This is a genomic window from Archangium lansingense, assembly GCF_026626635.1.
Lineage (GTDB): Bacteria > Myxococcota > Myxococcia > Myxococcales > Myxococcaceae > Archangium > Archangium lansingense.
The window spans coordinates 12,253,511-12,270,726 of record NZ_JAPNKA010000001.1 but is presented as its reverse complement, the minus strand read 5'-3'; the positions used below and the strand labels follow the sequence as shown (position 1 = coordinate 12,270,726).

The 17,216-nt window shown below is 69.3% G+C and carries 15 protein-coding genes; 11 read left to right on the top strand and 4 right to left on the bottom strand.

All coding sequences use genetic code 11. From position 1 onward, the window contains the following. The first annotated feature begins 153 nt into the window (after window positions 1-153). From OV287_RS49170 to OV287_RS49145, 6 genes are read left to right on the top strand one after another with little or no spacing between them, the layout of a single operon-like run. Entirely contained in the window at window positions 154-1,809 is a 1,656-nt protein-coding gene (locus tag OV287_RS49170; RefSeq protein WP_267541014.1) for a chemotaxis protein CheA, read from the top strand. Window positions 1,810-1,832: 23 nt separating this feature from the next. Next, entirely contained in the window at window positions 1,833-3,509 is a 1,677-nt protein-coding gene (locus tag OV287_RS49165) for a methyl-accepting chemotaxis protein (protein ID WP_267541013.1), read from the top strand. A gap of 9 nt (window positions 3,510-3,518) precedes the next feature. Continuing rightward, window positions 3,519-4,037 (top strand): chemotaxis protein CheW, encoded by a 519-nt coding sequence (locus OV287_RS49160; RefSeq protein WP_267541012.1) that lies wholly within the window; start codon window positions 3,519-3,521, stop codon window positions 4,035-4,037. Between the two features lie 54 nt (window positions 4,038-4,091). Then, a complete protein-coding gene (locus OV287_RS49155) occupies window positions 4,092-5,675 on the top strand; it encodes a methyl-accepting chemotaxis protein (protein WP_267541011.1) in 1,584 nt (527 codons plus the stop codon). Next, window positions 5,672-6,577: a CheR family methyltransferase gene (locus tag OV287_RS49150; RefSeq protein ID WP_267541010.1), complete on the top strand. Its 906-nt coding sequence runs from the start codon at window positions 5,672-5,674 to the stop codon at window positions 6,575-6,577. Before OV287_RS49155 ends, OV287_RS49150 begins: the two co-directional genes overlap by 4 nt. Window positions 6,578-6,580: 3 nt before the next feature. Continuing rightward, window positions 6,581-7,663, top strand: a complete 1,083-nt coding sequence (locus OV287_RS49145; protein WP_267541009.1) for a protein-glutamate methylesterase/protein-glutamine glutaminase — start codon at window positions 6,581-6,583, stop codon at window positions 7,661-7,663. A 110-nt stretch (window positions 7,664-7,773) separates the two neighbouring features. Here the strand turns inward: OV287_RS49145 and OV287_RS49140 are convergent, their stop codons facing one another. The 4 genes from OV287_RS49140 to OV287_RS49125 are packed head-to-tail and all read right to left on the bottom strand — an operon-like array spanning window position 7,774 to window position 9,871. Continuing rightward, window positions 7,774-8,121, bottom strand: a complete 348-nt coding sequence (locus tag OV287_RS49140; protein WP_267541008.1) for a carboxymuconolactone decarboxylase family protein — start codon at window positions 8,119-8,121, stop codon at window positions 7,774-7,776. A gap of 30 nt (window positions 8,122-8,151) precedes the next feature. Then, window positions 8,152-8,394: a carboxymuconolactone decarboxylase family protein gene (locus tag OV287_RS49135; protein ID WP_267541007.1), complete on the bottom strand. Its 243-nt coding sequence runs from the start codon at window positions 8,392-8,394 to the stop codon at window positions 8,152-8,154. 29 nt (window positions 8,395-8,423) lie between these two features. Continuing rightward, window positions 8,424-8,780 carry a response regulator gene (locus OV287_RS49130; RefSeq protein WP_267541006.1) on the bottom strand — a complete coding sequence of 119 codons (357 nt, stop codon included), beginning with the start codon at window positions 8,778-8,780 and terminating at the stop codon, window positions 8,424-8,426. Next, the gene (locus OV287_RS49125) at window positions 8,777-9,871 is read right to left on the bottom strand and encodes a PAS domain-containing sensor histidine kinase (protein WP_267541005.1); all 1,095 of its coding nucleotides are present in this window, start codon (window positions 9,869-9,871) and stop codon (window positions 8,777-8,779) included. The genes OV287_RS49130 and OV287_RS49125 overlap by 4 nt, the downstream gene beginning before the upstream one ends. Before the next feature lie 273 nt (window positions 9,872-10,144). On the opposite strand from OV287_RS49125, the gene OV287_RS49120 reads away from it, so the two are divergent. The 5 genes from OV287_RS49120 to OV287_RS49100 all read left to right on the top strand — a co-directional run bounded on the left by OV287_RS49120 (window position 10,145) and on the right by OV287_RS49100 (window position 17,204). After that, window positions 10,145-11,419: a DOMON domain-containing protein gene (locus OV287_RS49120; protein ID WP_267541004.1), complete on the top strand. Its 1,275-nt coding sequence runs from the start codon at window positions 10,145-10,147 to the stop codon at window positions 11,417-11,419. Between the two features lie 343 nt (window positions 11,420-11,762). Beyond that, entirely contained in the window at window positions 11,763-12,986 is a 1,224-nt protein-coding gene (locus tag OV287_RS49115) for a TolC family protein (protein ID WP_267541003.1), read from the top strand. Beyond that, window positions 12,983-13,852 (top strand): efflux RND transporter periplasmic adaptor subunit, encoded by an 870-nt coding sequence (locus OV287_RS49110; protein ID WP_267541002.1) that lies wholly within the window; start codon window positions 12,983-12,985, stop codon window positions 13,850-13,852. The genes OV287_RS49115 and OV287_RS49110 overlap by 4 nt, the downstream gene beginning before the upstream one ends. Beyond that, window positions 13,849-14,052 (top strand): hypothetical protein, encoded by a 204-nt coding sequence (locus OV287_RS49105; protein ID WP_267541001.1) that lies wholly within the window; start codon window positions 13,849-13,851, stop codon window positions 14,050-14,052. Before OV287_RS49110 ends, OV287_RS49105 begins: the two co-directional genes overlap by 4 nt. Then, window positions 14,052-17,204 carry an efflux RND transporter permease subunit gene (locus OV287_RS49100; protein ID WP_267541000.1) on the top strand — a complete coding sequence of 1,051 codons (3,153 nt, stop codon included), beginning with the start codon at window positions 14,052-14,054 and terminating at the stop codon, window positions 17,202-17,204. The genes OV287_RS49105 and OV287_RS49100 overlap by 1 nt, the downstream gene beginning before the upstream one ends. The last annotated feature ends 12 nt before the right edge of the window (window positions 17,205-17,216 follow it).

Genomic DNA, 17,216 nt, shown 5'->3' with positions numbered 1-17,216 from the left:
GAGAGAAGCACGCGCTCCGGGCCGGTTGTCTGGAGTCTGGAATCCGGAATCTGGATGCTGGACTCCGCGAGCGCAGCCGGAGACCTGGGACGCAATTCCAGGGAGTTGTCGTCATGTGAACACTGGCGTGGGGATTGCTCTTGACGAGGGCAGATGAAGCCTGAGTTGGAGAAGGTCCACGCCGTCTTCCTCACCGAGACGGAAGAGCAGCTCGTCAGCCTGGAGCAGGAGCTACTGGCTCTGGAGTCGTGCCCCGGATCGGAGTCCTTGCGAGCGGTCTTCCGCACCGTCCACACCCTGAAGGGCGGCATGGCGGTGATGGGGTACTCCGCCGCGGTGGAGCTCGCCCACACGCTGGAGGAGCTGCTCACCCGGCTGGAAGCCGGAGTGTTGGTGCTGCACTCGGGGCTGGGGACCCTGCTGTTGCAGTCGGTGGACGCCCTGCGCGAGCTGGTGGGCCTGCGGCCCGTGACCGAGCCCGACCTGCGCCTGCCCGCCAGTGACGTGCACAGCCTCCTGGCCTCCACCGCCGCGGCCTCGCGGCCCGTCACCTCTGCTTCGGGGGTGGGGGCCGCGGAGTTGCACGGAGGAGGCGAGGCGTCTTGCGAGCTTCCCGAGACCCCCCCGGCCCGGGAGCGCACGCTGCGCGTGGGGCTGGACCGGTTGGATCGGATGCTGGACCTCACCGGGGAGATTGCCATCGCGCGCGGGCGGCTGACCGCCATGCTCTCCCAGGCGCACCGCTACACGCCCCAGCAGTTGCTGGAGGCGCACCGCGAGGCAGACGGGCTCTACCTGGACCTGCAGGAACTGGTGATGAAGGTGCGGATGGTGCCCATTGGCCGCACTTTTCAGACCTTCACCCGCACGGTGAGGGACCTGTGCCTGACCACCAGCAAGCGAGCGCGGCTGGAGGTGTGCGGCCAGGACGTGGAGGTAGACACGACCGTCGCCGAGCTCATCCGTGATCCGCTCACCCACCTGGTGCGCAACGCGATGGACCATGGGCTGGAGACGCCCGAGGTGCGTGAGGCGCAGGGCAAGGACCCGACCGGCACGCTCGCGCTGCGCGCCTTCCATGAGGCCGGCAGCATCGTCATTCAAGTGGCCGAGGATGGGGCCGGGCTGGACCGGGCGCGCATCCTGCGCCGGGCGCGGGAGCGCGGGATGGTGGGCCCGGACGAGGAGCTGGAGGACGACGCGCTCTTCCGCCTCATCTTCGAGCCGGGCTTCTCCACCGCCGAGCGGGTCACGGAGCTGTCGGGACGGGGCGTGGGAATGGACGTGGTGGAGCGCAACGTGGAGCTGCTGCGCGGCACCATCTCCGTGGACACGACGCCCGGCAAGGGAACCACGTTCAGCCTGCGCCTGCCGCTCACCCTCTCCATCATCGAGGGCTTCTCCGTGGGGATGGGGGAGGAGACGTACGTGATTCCGCTGGAGCACGTGGTGGAGTGCCTGGAGCTGCCGCCAGGTGAGGGTCGCCCTGGGCGCACCGGCGTCTTCAACCTGCGTGGCGAGCCCATGCCCTACCTGCGCCTCCGCGAGCACTTCTCGCTCGGGGGCGAGCCGCCGTCGCGGGAGAGCATCGTGGTCATCGGCCACGGGCGGGGCCGGGCGGGCCTCGCGGTGGACTCGCTGCTGGGCCAGGGCCAGACGGTCATCAAGCCTCTGGGCAAGCCGTGCCAGGGACTGCCCGGGCTGGCCGGCTCTACCCTGCTGGGTGATGGACGCGTGGCCCTCATCCTCGATGTGCCCGCGCTTCTCCAACAAGCCCTGAAGGTGACCCCTCCCTCCGCCGTGGCCTGACTCCTTCGCCCATTCGAGCGTCCATGAGCTGGTTCGACAACCTGAAGATCTCCTCCAAGCTCCTTGTCGCGGTCCTCGTCCTCTGCGTCAACGGGGGGGTGATGGGCGCGGTGGGCATGAGGCAGATGGAGCCGATACGTCTCGCGGCCAAGGAGGTGTCCCAGCGCTGGTTGCCGGGTATCAGCTACATCTCGGATGCGAATACCCACCTCGGGGCGTTCCGCAACGCGGAGTTGCAGTACACCTACTCGACCGATGCTGCTCAGAAGGCTCTCTTCGAGCGGCGGATGCGTGAAGCGCGCGAGGAGATCGAGCGCGATTTCGAGCGGTTCACGCCAACCATCCTACTGGAGGAGGAGCGCACCCTGTTCGACGAGGCCCGGGCGCGCTGGAAGGACTATCTCGGGGAGCACGAGAAGCTCCTTGCCCTCTCGCGGGCGGAAGATGGCCAGGCGGCGTTCCTCGTCGCCCGGGAGCGCGAGCAGCAGGTCTTCGATGCCGTGTCGGCGAAGCTGGATGCGCTGGTGGCCCTCAACGTCAAGGCTGGCGCGGAGGCGGCCCTGCGTTCGGACGCCGCCTATGAAGGGATGCAGGGGATGTCCCTCCTCTTGTGCGCGCTCTCCAGCATCGTCTTCGTGGTCATCGGGCTCGTGCTCACCCGCTCCATCTCCCGGCCGATGCTCAGAGCGGTGGCATTGGCGGACCGCATCTCCGAGGGGGACCTCTCCGTCCGCATCGATGTGCGGCGCGAGGACGAGGTGGGGCTCCTGCTGGCGGCCATGCAGCGCATGGTGCAGAAGCTCGGCCAGGTCATCGGTGATGTGCGCGAGGGCGCCAGCGCGCTCGCCTCGGCCTCCTCCCAGGTGTCCGCCTCCACTCAAACCCTGGCCCAGGGAACCAGTGAGCAGGCCAGCAGCGTGGAGGAGACCACCTCCAGCCTGGAGCAGATGACGGCCAGCATCTCGCAGAACCGGGACCACGGCCGGCAGATGGAGCAGATGGCCGTGCAGGGCGCCAAGGATGCCGAGGAGGGCGGCCGGGCGGTGAAGGAGACGGTGGAGGCCATGAGCTCCATCGCGGAGAAGATCTCCATCATCGAAGAGATTGCCTACCAGACGAACCTGCTGGCGCTGAACGCGGCGATTGAAGCAGCGAGGGCAGGGGAGCACGGCAAGGGCTTCGCGGTGGTGGCGACGGAGGTGCGCAAGCTGGCGGAGAGGAGCCAGACGGCGGCGAAGGAGATCTCTGGGCTGGCGACGAGCAGCGTGAAGGTGGCGACGCGCTCGGGACAGTTGCTGGAGGATCTGGTGCCCTCCATCCGCAAGACGGCGGACCTGGTGCTGGAGGTGGTGGCGGCCTCGGCGGAGCAGACCAGCGGCGTCACCCAGATGAACAGGGCGATGCAGCACGTGGATCAGGTGACGCAGCGAAACGCGTCGGCGTCCGAGGAGCTGGCGTCGACGGCGGAGGAGATGTCCACCCAGGCGGAGGCGCTCAGCCAGTTGGTGTCCTTCTTCCGCCTGTCGGAGGGCTCCGAGCGCGCCTGGCATCCGGTGTCCCGGCCTCCCGCTCGGCGGGCTTCCTCCGCGGGACATGGGCTGAAGGCCGCGGCGAACGCGCTCGGCCCCATGGCCGCTTCACCTCCTTCTCTCGCTCCGGCTGCGCTCCGGGATGAAGACCGCGAGTTCAAGCGCTTCTAGGTACCCGTCATGAACACACAGCCTTCTTCCGTGTCCACGCAGTACCTCAGCTTCATCATCGCCGGAGAGGAGTACGCACTCGGCATCCTGCAGGTGAAGGAGATCATCGAGTACGACACGGTGACGAGGGTGCCGGGAACGCCGGTATGGGTGAGGGGGGTGTTCAACCTGAGAGGCAGCGTGGTTCCGGTGGTGGACCTGGCGGTGAAGCTGGGGATGGGGACCTCGACGCTCACCCGGTGGAGCTGCATCGTGGTGGTGGAGGTGAAGCTGGGGGGAGAGCGCGTGGTGCTGGGGTTGCTGTCGGACGCCATTGGGCAGGTCATCGAGCTGGAGCCCGAGGCGGTGGCAGCGCCGCCGACGTTCGGCACACCGGTGCACGTGGACTACCTGTTGGGGATGGGAAGGTTGGGGACGGGCAAGAAGTTCGTCCTGTTGCTGAACATCGACAAGGTGCTCAGCAGTCAGGAGGTGCTGGCGGCCAGCGCGCTGCGGGCCCCGGTGGACGCTCCGCCTGACACTCCCTGACCTGACGCCCTCCTCTGACACCCGCTTCCATTCCTCTCTTTCGCACTGCTCTCCATGGCCTCATTCCGTGACTTGAGGATCTCCTCGAAGCTGCTCGTCGCTTTTGGCGTCCTGCTGGGATTCACCACCTTCCTGGGCCTCTTCGCCATTGCGTGCATGGATGACATGCGCAGCGCGTCCGATGATGTGTCCGCGAACCGGCTGCCGAGCATCCTGCACCTCGCGGACGCGACCGATCGTCTGGCGAGCTTCCGCCGCGCCGAGCTGCTGCATTCCATCTCGCGCGACCCCACGGTCATGGCCAATTACGAGAAGCGAATGCTCGAGGACCTCGCCAAACTCGAGAACAGCATGGAGCAGTTCGCGCCGCACGCCGTCTCCGAGGAGGAGCGTCGCGACTTCGCGGAGTTCAAGGAGCTCTGGAAGGCCTACGTGGCCGACCATGACCGGATCATCATGCTCTCGCGGGCCGGGCAGATCGCCGAGGCGCAGGACCTCATCGCCAATGGCTCGCACCACAACTTCTTTGCGACGAACACCCAGCTGCGCACGCTCCGGGACACCCATTACAAGGCTAGCATGAAGGCGGTGGCGCACTCGAACGCCACCCACGAGAGCGCCCGCCGGTGGATCTTCTGGGTGCTGTTGGCCAGTCTCGCTGTGAGCGTGTTGTTCTGCTTCTTCGTCTCCCGCTCTATCTCTCTGCCGCTGGCGCAGGCGGTGGTGGTGGCGGACCGGATCGCCAGCGGTGACCTGGGCGTGCGAATCGAGGAGACGGCTCGAGACGAGACGGGGCGGCTGCTGGCGTCCATGGGGTACATGGTGCTCAGGCTGGCCGAGGTCATTGGCGAGGTGCGCGAGGGCGCCAACTCGTTGGCCGCGGCTTCGTCCCAGGTGTCCGCCTCTTCGCAGAACCTGGCCAAGGGAACCAGTGAGCAGGCCAGCAGCGTGGAGGAGACCACCTCCAGCCTGGAGCAGATGACGGCCAGCATCTCGCAGAACCGGGACCACGGTCGGCAGATGGAGCAGATGGCCGTGCTGGGGGCGAAGGATGCCGAGGAGGGCGGCCGGGCGGTGAAGGAGACGGTGGTGGCCATGAGCTCCATCGCGGAGAAGATCTCCATCATCGAGGAGATCGCCTACCAGACGAACCTGCTGGCGCTGAACGCGGCGATTGAAGCAGCGAGGGCGGGCGAGCACGGCAAGGGCTTCGCGGTGGTGGCGACGGAGGTGCGCAAGCTGGCGGAGAGAAGCCGGACGGCGGCGAAGGAGATTTCTGGGCTGGCGACGAGCAGCGTGACGGTGGCGGCACGCTCGGGTGAGTTGCTGGAGGCACTGGTGCCCTCCATTCGCAAGACGGCGGACCTGGTGCAGGAGGTGGTGGCGGCCTCGACCGAGCAGGCCAGCGGGGTGGCGCAGATGAACAAGGCGATGGTGTACGTGGACGGGGTGACGCAGCGAAACGCATCGGCATCCGAGGAGCTGGCGTCCACGGCGGAGGAGTTGTCCTCGCAGGCGGAGGCGCTGCTGCGGTTGGTGTCCTTCTTCCAGCTGGCCGAGGGTTCTGGTCGCGCCGTGATGCTCCCGCCGCGCGCTCCAGGCGTCTCCACCGGACACGAGCGGGAGGCCGCGGCATGAGCGAGAGCCTTCGGAAGGAGGGAGCCCCCGTTCTCCCGAAAGAGCCACCGCCGCTGACCGACCGGGAGTTCACCGGCTACCAGAAACTCGTCTACCGCGAGGCGGGCATCTGGCTGTCTCCGGCGAAGAAGGCGCTGCTGGTGGGGCGGGTGTCGCGGCGGCTGCGCGAGCTGGGAGGGCTCTCGTTCGGCGCCTACCTTCAGCAAGCGGAGGAGGATGCAGTGGAGCGGGTGCGGCTGCTGGACGCGCTCTGCACGCACGAGACGCACTTCTTCCGCGAGCCCCGGCACTTCGAGTTTCTGGAGCGCGAGGTGCTGCCCCGGTGGCGGGAGCGTGGGGACACCGGCACTGGCGAGGGACGGCGGGTGCGGGTGTGGAGCGCGGGTTGCTCGTCGGGCGAGGAGCCCTTCACCCTGGCCATGGTGCTGCGCCACCATCTGCCGGCTGAGGAGGATTGGGACATCCAGGTCCTGGCGACGGACCTCTCCACGCGTGTGCTGGAGCGGGCGCGCCAGGCGCTCTGGCCCTTGGAGAAGGCGGAGGGGATTCCAAGGAACTACCTCCGGGCGTACATGCTGCGCGGGGTGGGCAGTCAGGAAGGGAATATGAAGGCTGGCCCGGAGCTGCGCTCGCTGGTGCGCTTCCAGCGGGTGAACCTGAATGATGGCCAGGGGCTGGTGGGCCGCTTCGATCTCATCTTCTGCCGCAACGTGCTCATCTACTTCGACGCGGCGTCGAAGGCGCGGGCGGTGGAGCGGCTGTTGAACCACCTGTCGCCTCACGGGCTGCTGTTTCTCGGACACTCCGAGAGCCTCACGGGCCCCGGGTGGGGCGTGCGCACGGTGATGCCCACCGTCTACGCGCCGCGGCTCCAGAACCGGGAGACCACCCGGAAAGGGTGAGGCATGGCTTCGGTGCTACGCGTACTGGTGGTGGATGACTCCGCGGTGGTGCGCCAGGGCGTGCTGCTGCTCCTGGAGCACGTGCCGGGAATGAAGGTGGAGGTGGCCTCAGACCCGCTCATCGCCCGGCAGAAGATGAAGAGCCGCCGGCCGGACGTCATCCTGCTGGACCTGGAGATGCCCCGCATGGACGGGCTGACGTTCCTGCGCGAGCTGATGCGGGAGGACAATCCGGTGCCGGTGGTGGTGTGCTCGGGGCTGGCGGGGCCGGGCTCGGAGACGGCGGTGCGCGCGCTGCAAGAGGGTGCACTGGAGATCATCGCCAAGCCCCAGCTTGGAGTCGGGGACTTCCTGCGCGAGTCGCGGGCTCGGCTCGTGGAGGCGCTTCGCAACGCAGCGCGGGCTCGGTCCCGGCTGGCGCGGCGGGGGCCTCCGGCGAAGGTGGAGGTGGAGCCACCGGAGCGACTGCTGGAGCGGCCGTTGTCCTCGCTGCTCACGGTGACGACGGACAAGGTGGTGGCGGTGGGGGCCTCCACGGGAGGGACGGAGGCGCTGCGGCAGGTGTTGGAGCCGATGCCTCCGGACTGCCCGGGAATCGTCATCGTGCAGCACATGCCGGAGCAGTTCACCTCGGCCTTCGCGAAGCGGCTGCATGAGATCTGCCGCATCGAGGTGAAGGAGGCGGAGCAGGGAGACCGCGTGCTGCAGGGCAGGGCGCTGATTGCGCCGGGCAACCGGCACCTGCGGGTGAGGCGCACCGGAGGCCACTATCAGGTGGAGCTGATGGACGGAGGGCGGGTGTCGGGGCACAAGCCGAGCGTGGACGTGCTGTTCCAGTCGGTGGCGAGGGCCGCGGGGGAGAACGGGGTGGGGGTGCTGCTGACAGGGATGGGCGAGGACGGAGCAGAAGGGCTGCTGGCGATGAAGCTGGCCGGGGCGGAGACGATTGCCCAGGACGAGGCGAGCTGCGTGGTCTTCGGGATGCCGCGAGCGGCCATTCAGCGAGGCGCGGTGGACGAGGTGGTTCCCATCTCGGCCATCGCAGGGGCCGTACTGCGCCGGGCGCGCCGCATCCGCGCACCCTGAACCTAAAACCCCCAATATCCCCTCTCCCACCGGGAGAGGGACGGGGTGAGGGTGTCGCGTAGAAGCAGGTTCCCACCTGGGAGTGCGCGAACCCCACGCACCCCCGGGCCTTACTTGTCCTTGCCGGGCGGAGGGCCCGCGGGAGGGCTCGCGACATACCCGCCCTTGGAGAGTCGCTCGGCGCTGCGCTCGTAGACCTCGACGGGGTGCTCGCGAACGCCGGTGGCATCCGCCCACCGGTTGTAGAAGTTGAACAGCGAGCAGACGGTGATGGCGTCGTAGATGGCTTCCTCCGTCCAGCCTGCTGCCTTCACAGCCTCCACATCCTCCTGGCGGATGTGCTCCGCCTCTCGATTCACCTTCTCCAGGAAGCGAAACAACACCCGCTCGGCCTCCGGGATGGGAGCCGATTCGTAGTTCTCCAGGACGGCCTGGACCTTCTGCTCATCGCCCAGCATTCGCGCCGCGACCGCGGCGTGAGAGTTCGTTCAAAACACACACTGGTTGCGCCGCGACGTGAAGGCAGCAATCAGCTCGCGCATCCCGGGCGGGAGCGGCGAGGGGCCGCGCATCGCCGCCTGGGTGAACTGCGTCAGCGCCTCCGTCATCTCCGGCTTGAACGCGAGCAGGTGCCACAGTCCCGAGGGGGCTGCCCCGTTCTGCCGGGCCCTTCGGATGAGCTCGGCGTACTGCCCCGTGCCTTCGTGCGTCTCGACGTCCTTGAGGAACATACGCCCAGTGTACCAGAGCCGGCCGCCTCCTATCCGAGGGCCTCCTCGAGTCGCTTCTCCAACTCCTGGATGTTGAAGGGCTTGCGCAGCGAGGCGAAGGCGCCCAGCTGCCGGTGCTGCTCCTCCTGCCTGTCGAGGTCACGGTGCGCGGAGATGAGGATGACGGGAACCCCGTTGCCTCGATGGCGCAGCTCCTCGAGGACGCGGGTGCCGTCGAACACGGGCAGCATCAGGTCGAGCACGACTGCGTCGAACGCTTGCTCCTCGAGTAGCTCCAGCGCACTGGTGCCGTCCTCGGTGGGGGTGACCTCGTAGTGGGTCTCGAGCAGCATCGTGAGTGAATCGAGGATGTCCGGGTCGTCATCGACGACGAGCACGCGCTTCATACCCGCGCCTCCGAGAGCGCTTCCGGCAGGAAGATGGTGACGGTCGTGCCCTGTCCCTGCTCACTCTGGATGCGGAGCCCACCGCCATGCGCTTCCACGATGTCCTTGACCAGGGGCAGCCCGAGCCCGAGCCCGGGGAAGTTCTCGGGAGAGACGTTGCTTGCGCGGAAGTAGGGCCGGGTCAGGAAGGGAACGTCGGAGGCGGGAATCCCGATGCCCTGGTCCGAGACGGACAGCTTCAACACGTCTCCCTCACGGGCGAGGCAGACGCGGATGGTTCCTCCCTGGGGTGAGTACTTGAGGGCATTGATGAGCAGTCTGTCCAGCACGTGCTCCAGGCGCTCACGGTCCGCGAGGACTGGCCAGGGGCCCGGGCCGATGGACAGCTCGAAGCCATGGCGTTGGCGTCCTCGGGCGCGGAGCGTCAGGGTGTCGCGGTGTTTCGCCACGACCTCCTGAACGAGCTCGGACAGCTCCAGCTCCTCCTTGTTCATGACGAGCGGGAGGTTCGCGTCCCGCCGCCCGGTGTCTTCCAGGTCATGCACCAGGGTAGAGACCCGATCGAGCTGTGCGCTCATCCGCATCAGTGCGCTGCTCGTCGCTGGCTCCGCCTGCTCGAGCTGCCGACGCATCGCTTCCAGGTACATCTGCATCGAGCACAGGGGCGTGCGCAGCTCGTGAGCGGCGAGGGCGACGAAGGTCGCCTTGGCCCGGTCCGCCTCGAGGCGTTCTTGCACGTCGACGCAGCTTCCGATGAAGCCCGCGAAGTGGCCCTGGTCATCCGTGAAGGGCACGCCCCGGTCGAAGATGCTGCGATAGACGCCGTCGCAGCGCCGCAGCCGGTATTCCATCTCGAAGGGTTGGCGCCGCTCGAAGTTGGAGAGGTAGATCTCCATGCAGCGCTTCATGTCGTCCGGGTGGACTCCGGAGACCCACCCGTTTCCCACCTCTTGCTCCTGGGTCCGTCCGGTGAATCGCAGCCAGGTGGCGTTGAAGTAGTTGCACAGGCCGTCCAGCCCCGAGCGCCACACCATCGTGGGGGCGTGCTCGACCAGCAACCGGTATTGCTCCAGCGGGAGCGTCGTATCCATATGGGGGCTCCTCCTGTTTCGTGAGCGCCGCCGCGGAGTGCGCGGCGCTGCTGCTCCCCCACGGCTTCAACCGTCTGGCGGGCACATTTTCCTTCAGGGACAGGCCCTTGCCCGCCCGCTGTCCCGTAGGGCACTCAGGGGCCCGGTGGCTCAAGAGTTTCAGCCTCCCTGAACACCCAGGAGATGGAGGGGGAGGCAGACCTGCTTCTTTGGCCACTTCGGCACGCCGAGGGTTCAATCAAGCCCGCCGTCTGGTGCAAGCTGCTCCGCCCTATGACCGCTACCGCTACTGTGTTGGTGTTGTCGCTGCTGGGCGCTCCGCCCGCCTCTTCTCAGGACCCGCTCTGCGCTAAGCGCGAGCCGTGCCGCGTCGTGGAGACGCTCGACGCGGGCAAGGACGCCCAGGGCCGTCCCATGCAGGTAAAGCACCTGGACCTCGGGTGGGCGGACGTGGACACGTCCGCCGAGTTCCTCGGGCGCAAGTTCGGCCCTGGTGGCCGCAAGGCGGAGGGCTCTCGGGCGGAGGGCGAGTGCGAGGCCGCCGAGTGGTGGCTGATGCGCCCGTCCCAGCCCGCCCAGCTCCTCCTGTCCGTGTGCAACAACGGCTATGGCGCCGCGGGCGTGGGCGAGGACTCGGTGACGGTGGCGGACAACCGCTTCACCCACGAGCAGAGCGGCGGCAGCCGTCAGCGGTGGAGCGTCTCACGCACGTTGCAGCTCTCTCCGCTGTGGCTGGTGATCGAGGGGCACCGGAGCTCGGATGCCATGGACTCGGAGGTGAAGGAGGATGGCGACTACTGGGACCTCGAGACGCTGCGCGGAGAGGTTGTCCGCTCCGCCCCCGAGTGCGAGTCGGGCGAGCCCTCTCTGGGGGAGCGGACGCTGCCGTACCTGCCCCAGGTGCAGGTGGACAAGGCGTACCTGCAGGGCGGGTGGAAGCAGGCGGGGCTCGGCGCATGCGGCTTCGAGTCGGGCAACTTCCTGCTGGGCAACCAGGATGACCCGAAGGACGCGTCGCTGAAGGCGCTACTGGTGACGCCGGACACGCTGCTCGTCGAGGTGCGGGACGACAAGTGGACGGGCCCGAGCGCCAAGTGGCTCAATGACGACCACGTCGAGGTGTGGCTGGCTCCGGAGGCTCCCCAGGAGCTGACCGGTTGTGGCAAGCCCACGGACGCGCAGAAGCCTTCGCAGTGGGGCATTCGCGTCACGGACGGCAAGGTGTTTCCCGCCTTCGGCTCGCCCAAGCAGACGATTCAGGTCGAGCGCGCCGAGCTGCCCGGCAAGCAGGGCTACCGGTTGAAGCTCAAGCTCCCCACGCCCTTCAAGGGCATCAGCGTCGTCTACAGCGACAGCGACAGCGGGAAGAAGCAGGAGCTGATGCTCGCCACCAGTGCGGTGAAGTTCGGCCGGCCCGAGACGCTCAACCCCGTGCGCGGGGTGTCCCCCGCGGAGGCGACGTGCGCGGTGAAGAACGGGCAGCTTGCCCTGGTGCCGGGGACGGCGAAGAAGACCGAGCCCGACGTGGCAGTGTTGCGCATGGACTAAGCGCCCGGACATAGATGTTGTCCATCCCTCGCCATGAGGCCACCGCGGATACGGGGGCGGGGGCGCGCTGCACCTTCTGGCCGCGAGTTGTCCCAACTGGTCCGACCATCGGACCAGTTGCTCGAGCTCGCGCCCGGAAGCCGCCCGGCTCTTCGCACCGAGCCAGACGTGGACAGAAACCATGTCCTGGGGCTTGGCGCGGCCGTTGAGGGGGCCCAGTCGCGTGTACCGTAGACCCTCACCCCAGCCCTCTCCCAGAGGGAGAGGGGGCATGAACGGACTCTGAGAGTTCTCTCAGAGTCCTCTCAAGCGGTGTTGGCGCGTGGCCTTTACGGTGCGCGTCATGGTTGCCGTCCTCGCCGCGCTCCTGCTGGCCGCATCGCCCCCGGAGGTCACTCCTATGACCTTCGAGGAGGCGCTCTCGCTTGCTGGGCGCACCCCTGGTCCCGAGAGCGCCGCCCGCGCTGCTGAGGTTCGCCGCTCCGAAAGCGCTCGCCTCTCTCCCTTCGTCTTCAACCCTCAGGTCACCGTCGAGCCCGGCTACCGCCAACGCGCGGATGAGCGTGGCGCCGATCTGCGCCTGGGCGTGAGTCAGACCTTCGGCCTCTCGGGCCAGACGGGCGCGCGTGACACCACCGTCCGCGCCGAGGAGGCCGTGCTCGACGCCGAGGCCCGCGCTGTCCTGCTTGCTCGCCGGCTCGTCATCGCCGAGGCGTGGTTGCGGCTCTGGGCCGCCGAGCAGGCGATCGTCCAGAGCACACAGGAGCTCCAACTGGCCGGGGCTTTCCGAGAGGCGGTGCAAGGGGCCGCGAAGCTGGGGGCCTCCACGAAGCTGGAGGTCGCCGAGGCCAGCGCGTACCTCGCTGAAGCCCGGCTCGCCGAGCTGGGTGCGGAGGAGCAGGTGGCCAGGCGCCGAGTGGAGCTGGCGATGCTGCTCGGCAGGGACCCATCGCGACCCCTCCAGGCAAGTGGTGTGCTGCCCGAGGTGGAGCTGCCGCCGGACGAGGAGTGGGCGCCGCTGGTGGCGCAGGCCTCGCGGATGCCGGAGGCGACGGCGCGGACGCTCGGGGCCCAGCTGGAGCGGGCACGTGCGGCCGAGGCTCACGCTTCCCGGGGCACGCTGTTGCAGGTGGGTGTGGCCGGGTTGCGCGAGTATGACGGGGCCGTCGGTGGGGCCCTCACGCTGACGCTCACGCCGTCCCTCTTCGAGCGAGGGGAGAGGGACCGGGGCGCGCTGCTGGCCGCCGCCGAGCGGCTCGAGGGCGAGGCCCGTGACGCAGGCCACCGTGCCGCCGCCGGGCTGAGCCTCTCCCTCCATGATGTGGAGCACTCGCGCGAGGTACTGGCGACGCTCCGGGGTGAGCTGCTGCCTGCTGCCGAGGAGGCCGCCCGGCTGCGCGAGCTTCTCTTCCAGTCCGGGGACTCCACCGTCCCCGAGGTGGTGTTGGCGCGCCGTGCGCTGGCCGCCGCCCGTATCCGTCTGGGCCACGCCCGCGCCGACGAGGCCTGGGCTCGCGTGAAGGCCCGCTTCTTCATCGACGCTCTCTCCGGAGTCTCTTCGCCATGAGCCGTTCCGCGCTCCTCTCCTCTGTCCTTCTGCTGGGCGCGGCCCTCGGCTGCTCCTCGCCACCCGCTCCGGCAGCGGCGCCTCCGCCCGCTCAGTCCAGCGCGCGCACCGCCTGGGTGCATCCGCGCTCCCCCCGGGGCGTGCCCCTCACTGAGGCTCCCGCCCACGTGCTTCCTCATCCCGAGGGTGCCGCGGCGCTCGGCCTGCCCTTCCGAGGCAGTGTTACCCGCATCGCCGTGCGGCCCGGCCAGAAGGTGCGCAAGGGCGAGGTGCTCGTCGAGGTGCTCATGCCCGAGGTCGTGCGCGCCGCGGGGGACTACGAGGCCGCCTCCCTGCGTCGCGAGGCCTATGAGCGCCGCACGGCGCAGCTCAAGGCCCTCCAGGAGCAGGGCATGGCCCGCGTCTTCGAGCTGGCCGAGGCCGAGGCGAATCTGGCCGAGGCTCGCGCGGCACAGCAGAGCGCGCAGGCCTTGCTGAAGGTGGCGGGGGTGGAGGGGCCGGCTGCGGCTGGGGTAGCACAGCGTGGCATGGTGGCGCTGCGCAGTCCGGTGGACGGCATCGTCACCGGGGTGGACGCGGTGCTGGGGCAGACGCGCGAAGGAGGCTCGGAGCCGCTGGTGCGTGTCGCGGGCGAGGGCCCTGCGCGTCTGGAGGCCCGGCTCTCCCTTGTGCTGCCGGAGGACACCGCCTTCGAGTTCGCCGCGCCAGGCGTGGAGGCCGTGCCGGTGCGCCTGGTGGGGCGTGCGCCCGCGGTGACGTGCGAGATGGCACTGTGTCCGCGTGGTTCGAGCCCGAGCCGGCGCGCTCCCTGCCGGCGGGTCTGCAGGGCACGCTGCGAGTCAGGGCGGACGGGCTGCCGGAGGTGAAGGTAGTGCCCGCGCGGGCGCTGTTGCTGGAGGGCAGCGAGGTCGCGGTGCTGGTGCGTGAGGGCGAGGGCCACCGCCGCCAGCCGGTGAAGGTGGTGGGGCAGTCGGGCGCGGACGCACTGGTGCACGGGCCGTTGAAGGAGTCGGACGCGGTGGCGGCCGATGCAGCGCGTATTCCGGCTGCGGGAGGGGAGGGGTGATGATGGAGCGACTGGTACGGGGCTCGGTGAAACACCGCGGCTGGACGCTGGGGCTCACGGCGCTGTTCGCCGTGCTGGCCTCGGTGGTGGCGGCGCGGATGGAGCTGGACGCGCTGCCGGACATCACCACCAACCAGGTATTGGTGCTCACCCGCGCTCCGGGCATGACGCCCGAGGAAGTGGAGCGGCTGGTGACGCGGCCGGTGGAGACGGGGCTCGGCGGGATGCCGGGGCTGGAGGAGCACCGCAGCCTGTCTCGCTACGGAATCTCCTCTGTGACGGCCGTCTTCGGGGATGACGTAGACCCGTACCGTGCGCGCCAGCTCGTGCAGGAGCGGTTGAACGCGCTGGCGGGCGAGCTACCCCCAGGCGTGGAGGCGCCGGAGCTGGGTCCTCTCACGGGAGGACTGGGAGAAATCTTCCACTTCACCGTCAGCTCGTCCCACCGCACGTCGGCGGAGCTGCTGGAGCTGGCGGAGTTGCGGGTGGCGCCGCTGCTGCGCGGGGTGGCGGGCGTGGTGGAGGTGAACAGCTGGGGTGGGCAGCAGCGCACGCTGGAGGTGCGCGCGGACCCGGTGAAGTTGGCGCAGCGTGGGCTGACGCTGGAGGAGCTACAGCGGGCGCTGGAGGACGTGTCGGGCAGCGCGCCTGGGGCGAGCCTCACGACGGGAGACCGGCAGGTACTGGTGCGCGCGGTGGCACGCCCTCCTGGGCCGAGCGAGCTCGGCGGCGCGGTGGTGCGTGGCGCGGACGGCCGGACGCTGCGGCTCGCGGACGTGGCCGAGGTGGTGCCGGGCGCCCTGCCGCGCATCGGCACGGCGACGTCGAACGGCCGGGGCGAGACGGTGTACGTGATGGTGCAGATGCTGCGCGGGGCCAACGCGCTGGACGTGATGGAGGGCCTGCACGCGCGGATGGAGCAGGTGCGCAAGGCGCTGCCCCAGGACGTGCGGGTGGACGAGGTGTACGACCGGAGCACGCTGGTGCGCGGCACGCTGCGCACGGTGACGAAGAACCTGCTGGAGGGCGGCCTGCTGGTGGTGGCGGTGCTCTTCCTGCTGCTGGGCAGCTTCCGGGCGGGCCTGGTGGTGGCCTCGGCGATTCCGCTGTCCATGCTGGGGGCGGCGGTGGGCATGGTGCTGCTGGGGATTCCAGGCAACCTGATGAGCCTGGGCGCCATCGACTTCGGCCTGCTGGTGGACGGCGCGGTGGTGATGGTGGAGGCCGTCTTCCACCACGTGGGGCATGAGCGGACGGGCCGGGGGGAGTGGCGGGAGAAGGTGTCGCATGTGACGGGCTCGGTGGCGCGGCCGGTGTTCTTCTCGGTGCTCATCATCCTGCTCGTCTACGTGCCGATCCTGGCGCTCAGCGGGGTGGACGGGAAGATGTTCCGCCCCATGGCGGTGACGGTGATGCTGGCGCTGGCCACCTCACTGGTGCTGTCGCTCACCTTCATCCCCGCGATGGCCAGTCTGGTGCTGCGTCCCGAGGACGTGCCCGAGCACCCGCCCCTGCTGGTGCGCTTCTTCGACAAGGTGTACCGGCCCGTCCTCAATCATATGGTCCACCATCCGCGCCGGGTGGCGCTCGCGGCGGTGGTGCTGCTCGCGCTGGGCGCGGGTCTCTTCATGCGCGCGGGCAGCGAGTTCGCCCCGCAGCTCGACGAGGGGGACATGGTGGTGCAGACGACGCGCGCGGCGGACATCAGTCTGGAGGCGGCGGCGCGTGAGGCGGAGCACCTGGAGGCAGTGCTGCTCAAGCACATCCCCGAGGTGACGCAGGTGGTGTCGCGCGTGGGCAGCCCCGCCGTGGCCACCGACATCATGGGCCTGGAGCAGGCCGACGTCTTCATCCAGCTGAAGCCGCATGCGCAATGGCGGCCGGGCCTCACCCGTGAGGCGCTCATCGAGGAGATGGCGGCCGTGTTGGAGAACCAGGCGCCCGGGAGTGAGCCGGCCTTCACACAGCCCATCCAGATGCGCTTCAACGAGCTGCTGGGCGGCTCGGTGACGGACGTGGCGGTGAGCGTGTACGGAGAGGACCTGCGCGAGCTGCGGCGGCTGGCCGAGCAGGTGGCGGCGGAGGTGGGCCGGGAGCCCGGGGCCGTGGACGTGCGGGTGTTGGCGCCTCCGGAAGTGTCGATGCTGGAGGTGGTGCCCCGGCCGTTGGATGCGGCACGTGCGGGCTTCAGTGTGCGCGAGGTGCTGGAGGCGGTTCAGGCGGTGCGCACGGGGCTGGAGGTGGGCGCCACGTATGACGGGGCGGTGCGGATTCCCATCATGCTGCGGCTATCGGGCGCGGACGGGGCTTTCTCCCTGGCGGAGCTGCCGCTGCCGGTGGCCTCCGGGGGCACGGTATCGCTGTCGCGGGTGGCGGACGTGAAGCTCGTCTCGACGCCGGGCCTGGTGAGCAGGCAGGACGGGCAGCGCCGGCTGGTGGTGGGCTTCAACGTGCGCGGAGCGGATCTGGGCACGGTGGTGGAGAATGCGCAGGCTCGGGTGGTTTCGGCGGTCTCCCTGCCAGACGGTTACCGCATGGAATGGGGAGGCCAGTACGAGACGCTGACGGAAGCGGCGAGGCGGCTCTCGCTCGTCATTCCCGCGGTGCTGGTGCTCATCGTGGTGGTGCTCTGGCTGACCTTCCAGCGCCTGCGCCCGGCGCTCATCATCTTCACCAACGTGCCCTTCGCGTGCGTGGGAGGCGTGGTGGCACTCATGCTGCGGGGGATGCCGGTGTCCATCTCGGCGGCCATCGGCTTCATCGCCCTGTCAGGCATCGCGGTGCTCAACGGGGTGGTGCTGATGTCGAGGCTGTTGCACCACGAGGCGAGCGGCCTGCCGGTGAAGGAGGCGGTGCTGCTGGCGGCGCAGGAGCGCTCGCGGCCGGTGCTGATGACGGCGCTGGTGGCCGCGCTGGGCTTCGTGCCGATGATGCTGGCCACCGGGGTGGGCTCCGAGGTTCAGCGCCCGCTGGCCACCGTGGTGGTGGGTGGCCTGGTGACGTCCACGCTGCTGACGCTCGTCATCCTCCCGTCGCTCTACCCGTGGTTCGCGGGACAGCGCTCCGGGAGGGCCGGGAGCCAGGGGCCTGGTACGCGGGAGCCCGGGCCGGCCGAGGTCCACGCGGAGGGCCCTCGGGAGGTGGCCGCATGAAGTCGCCGCGGG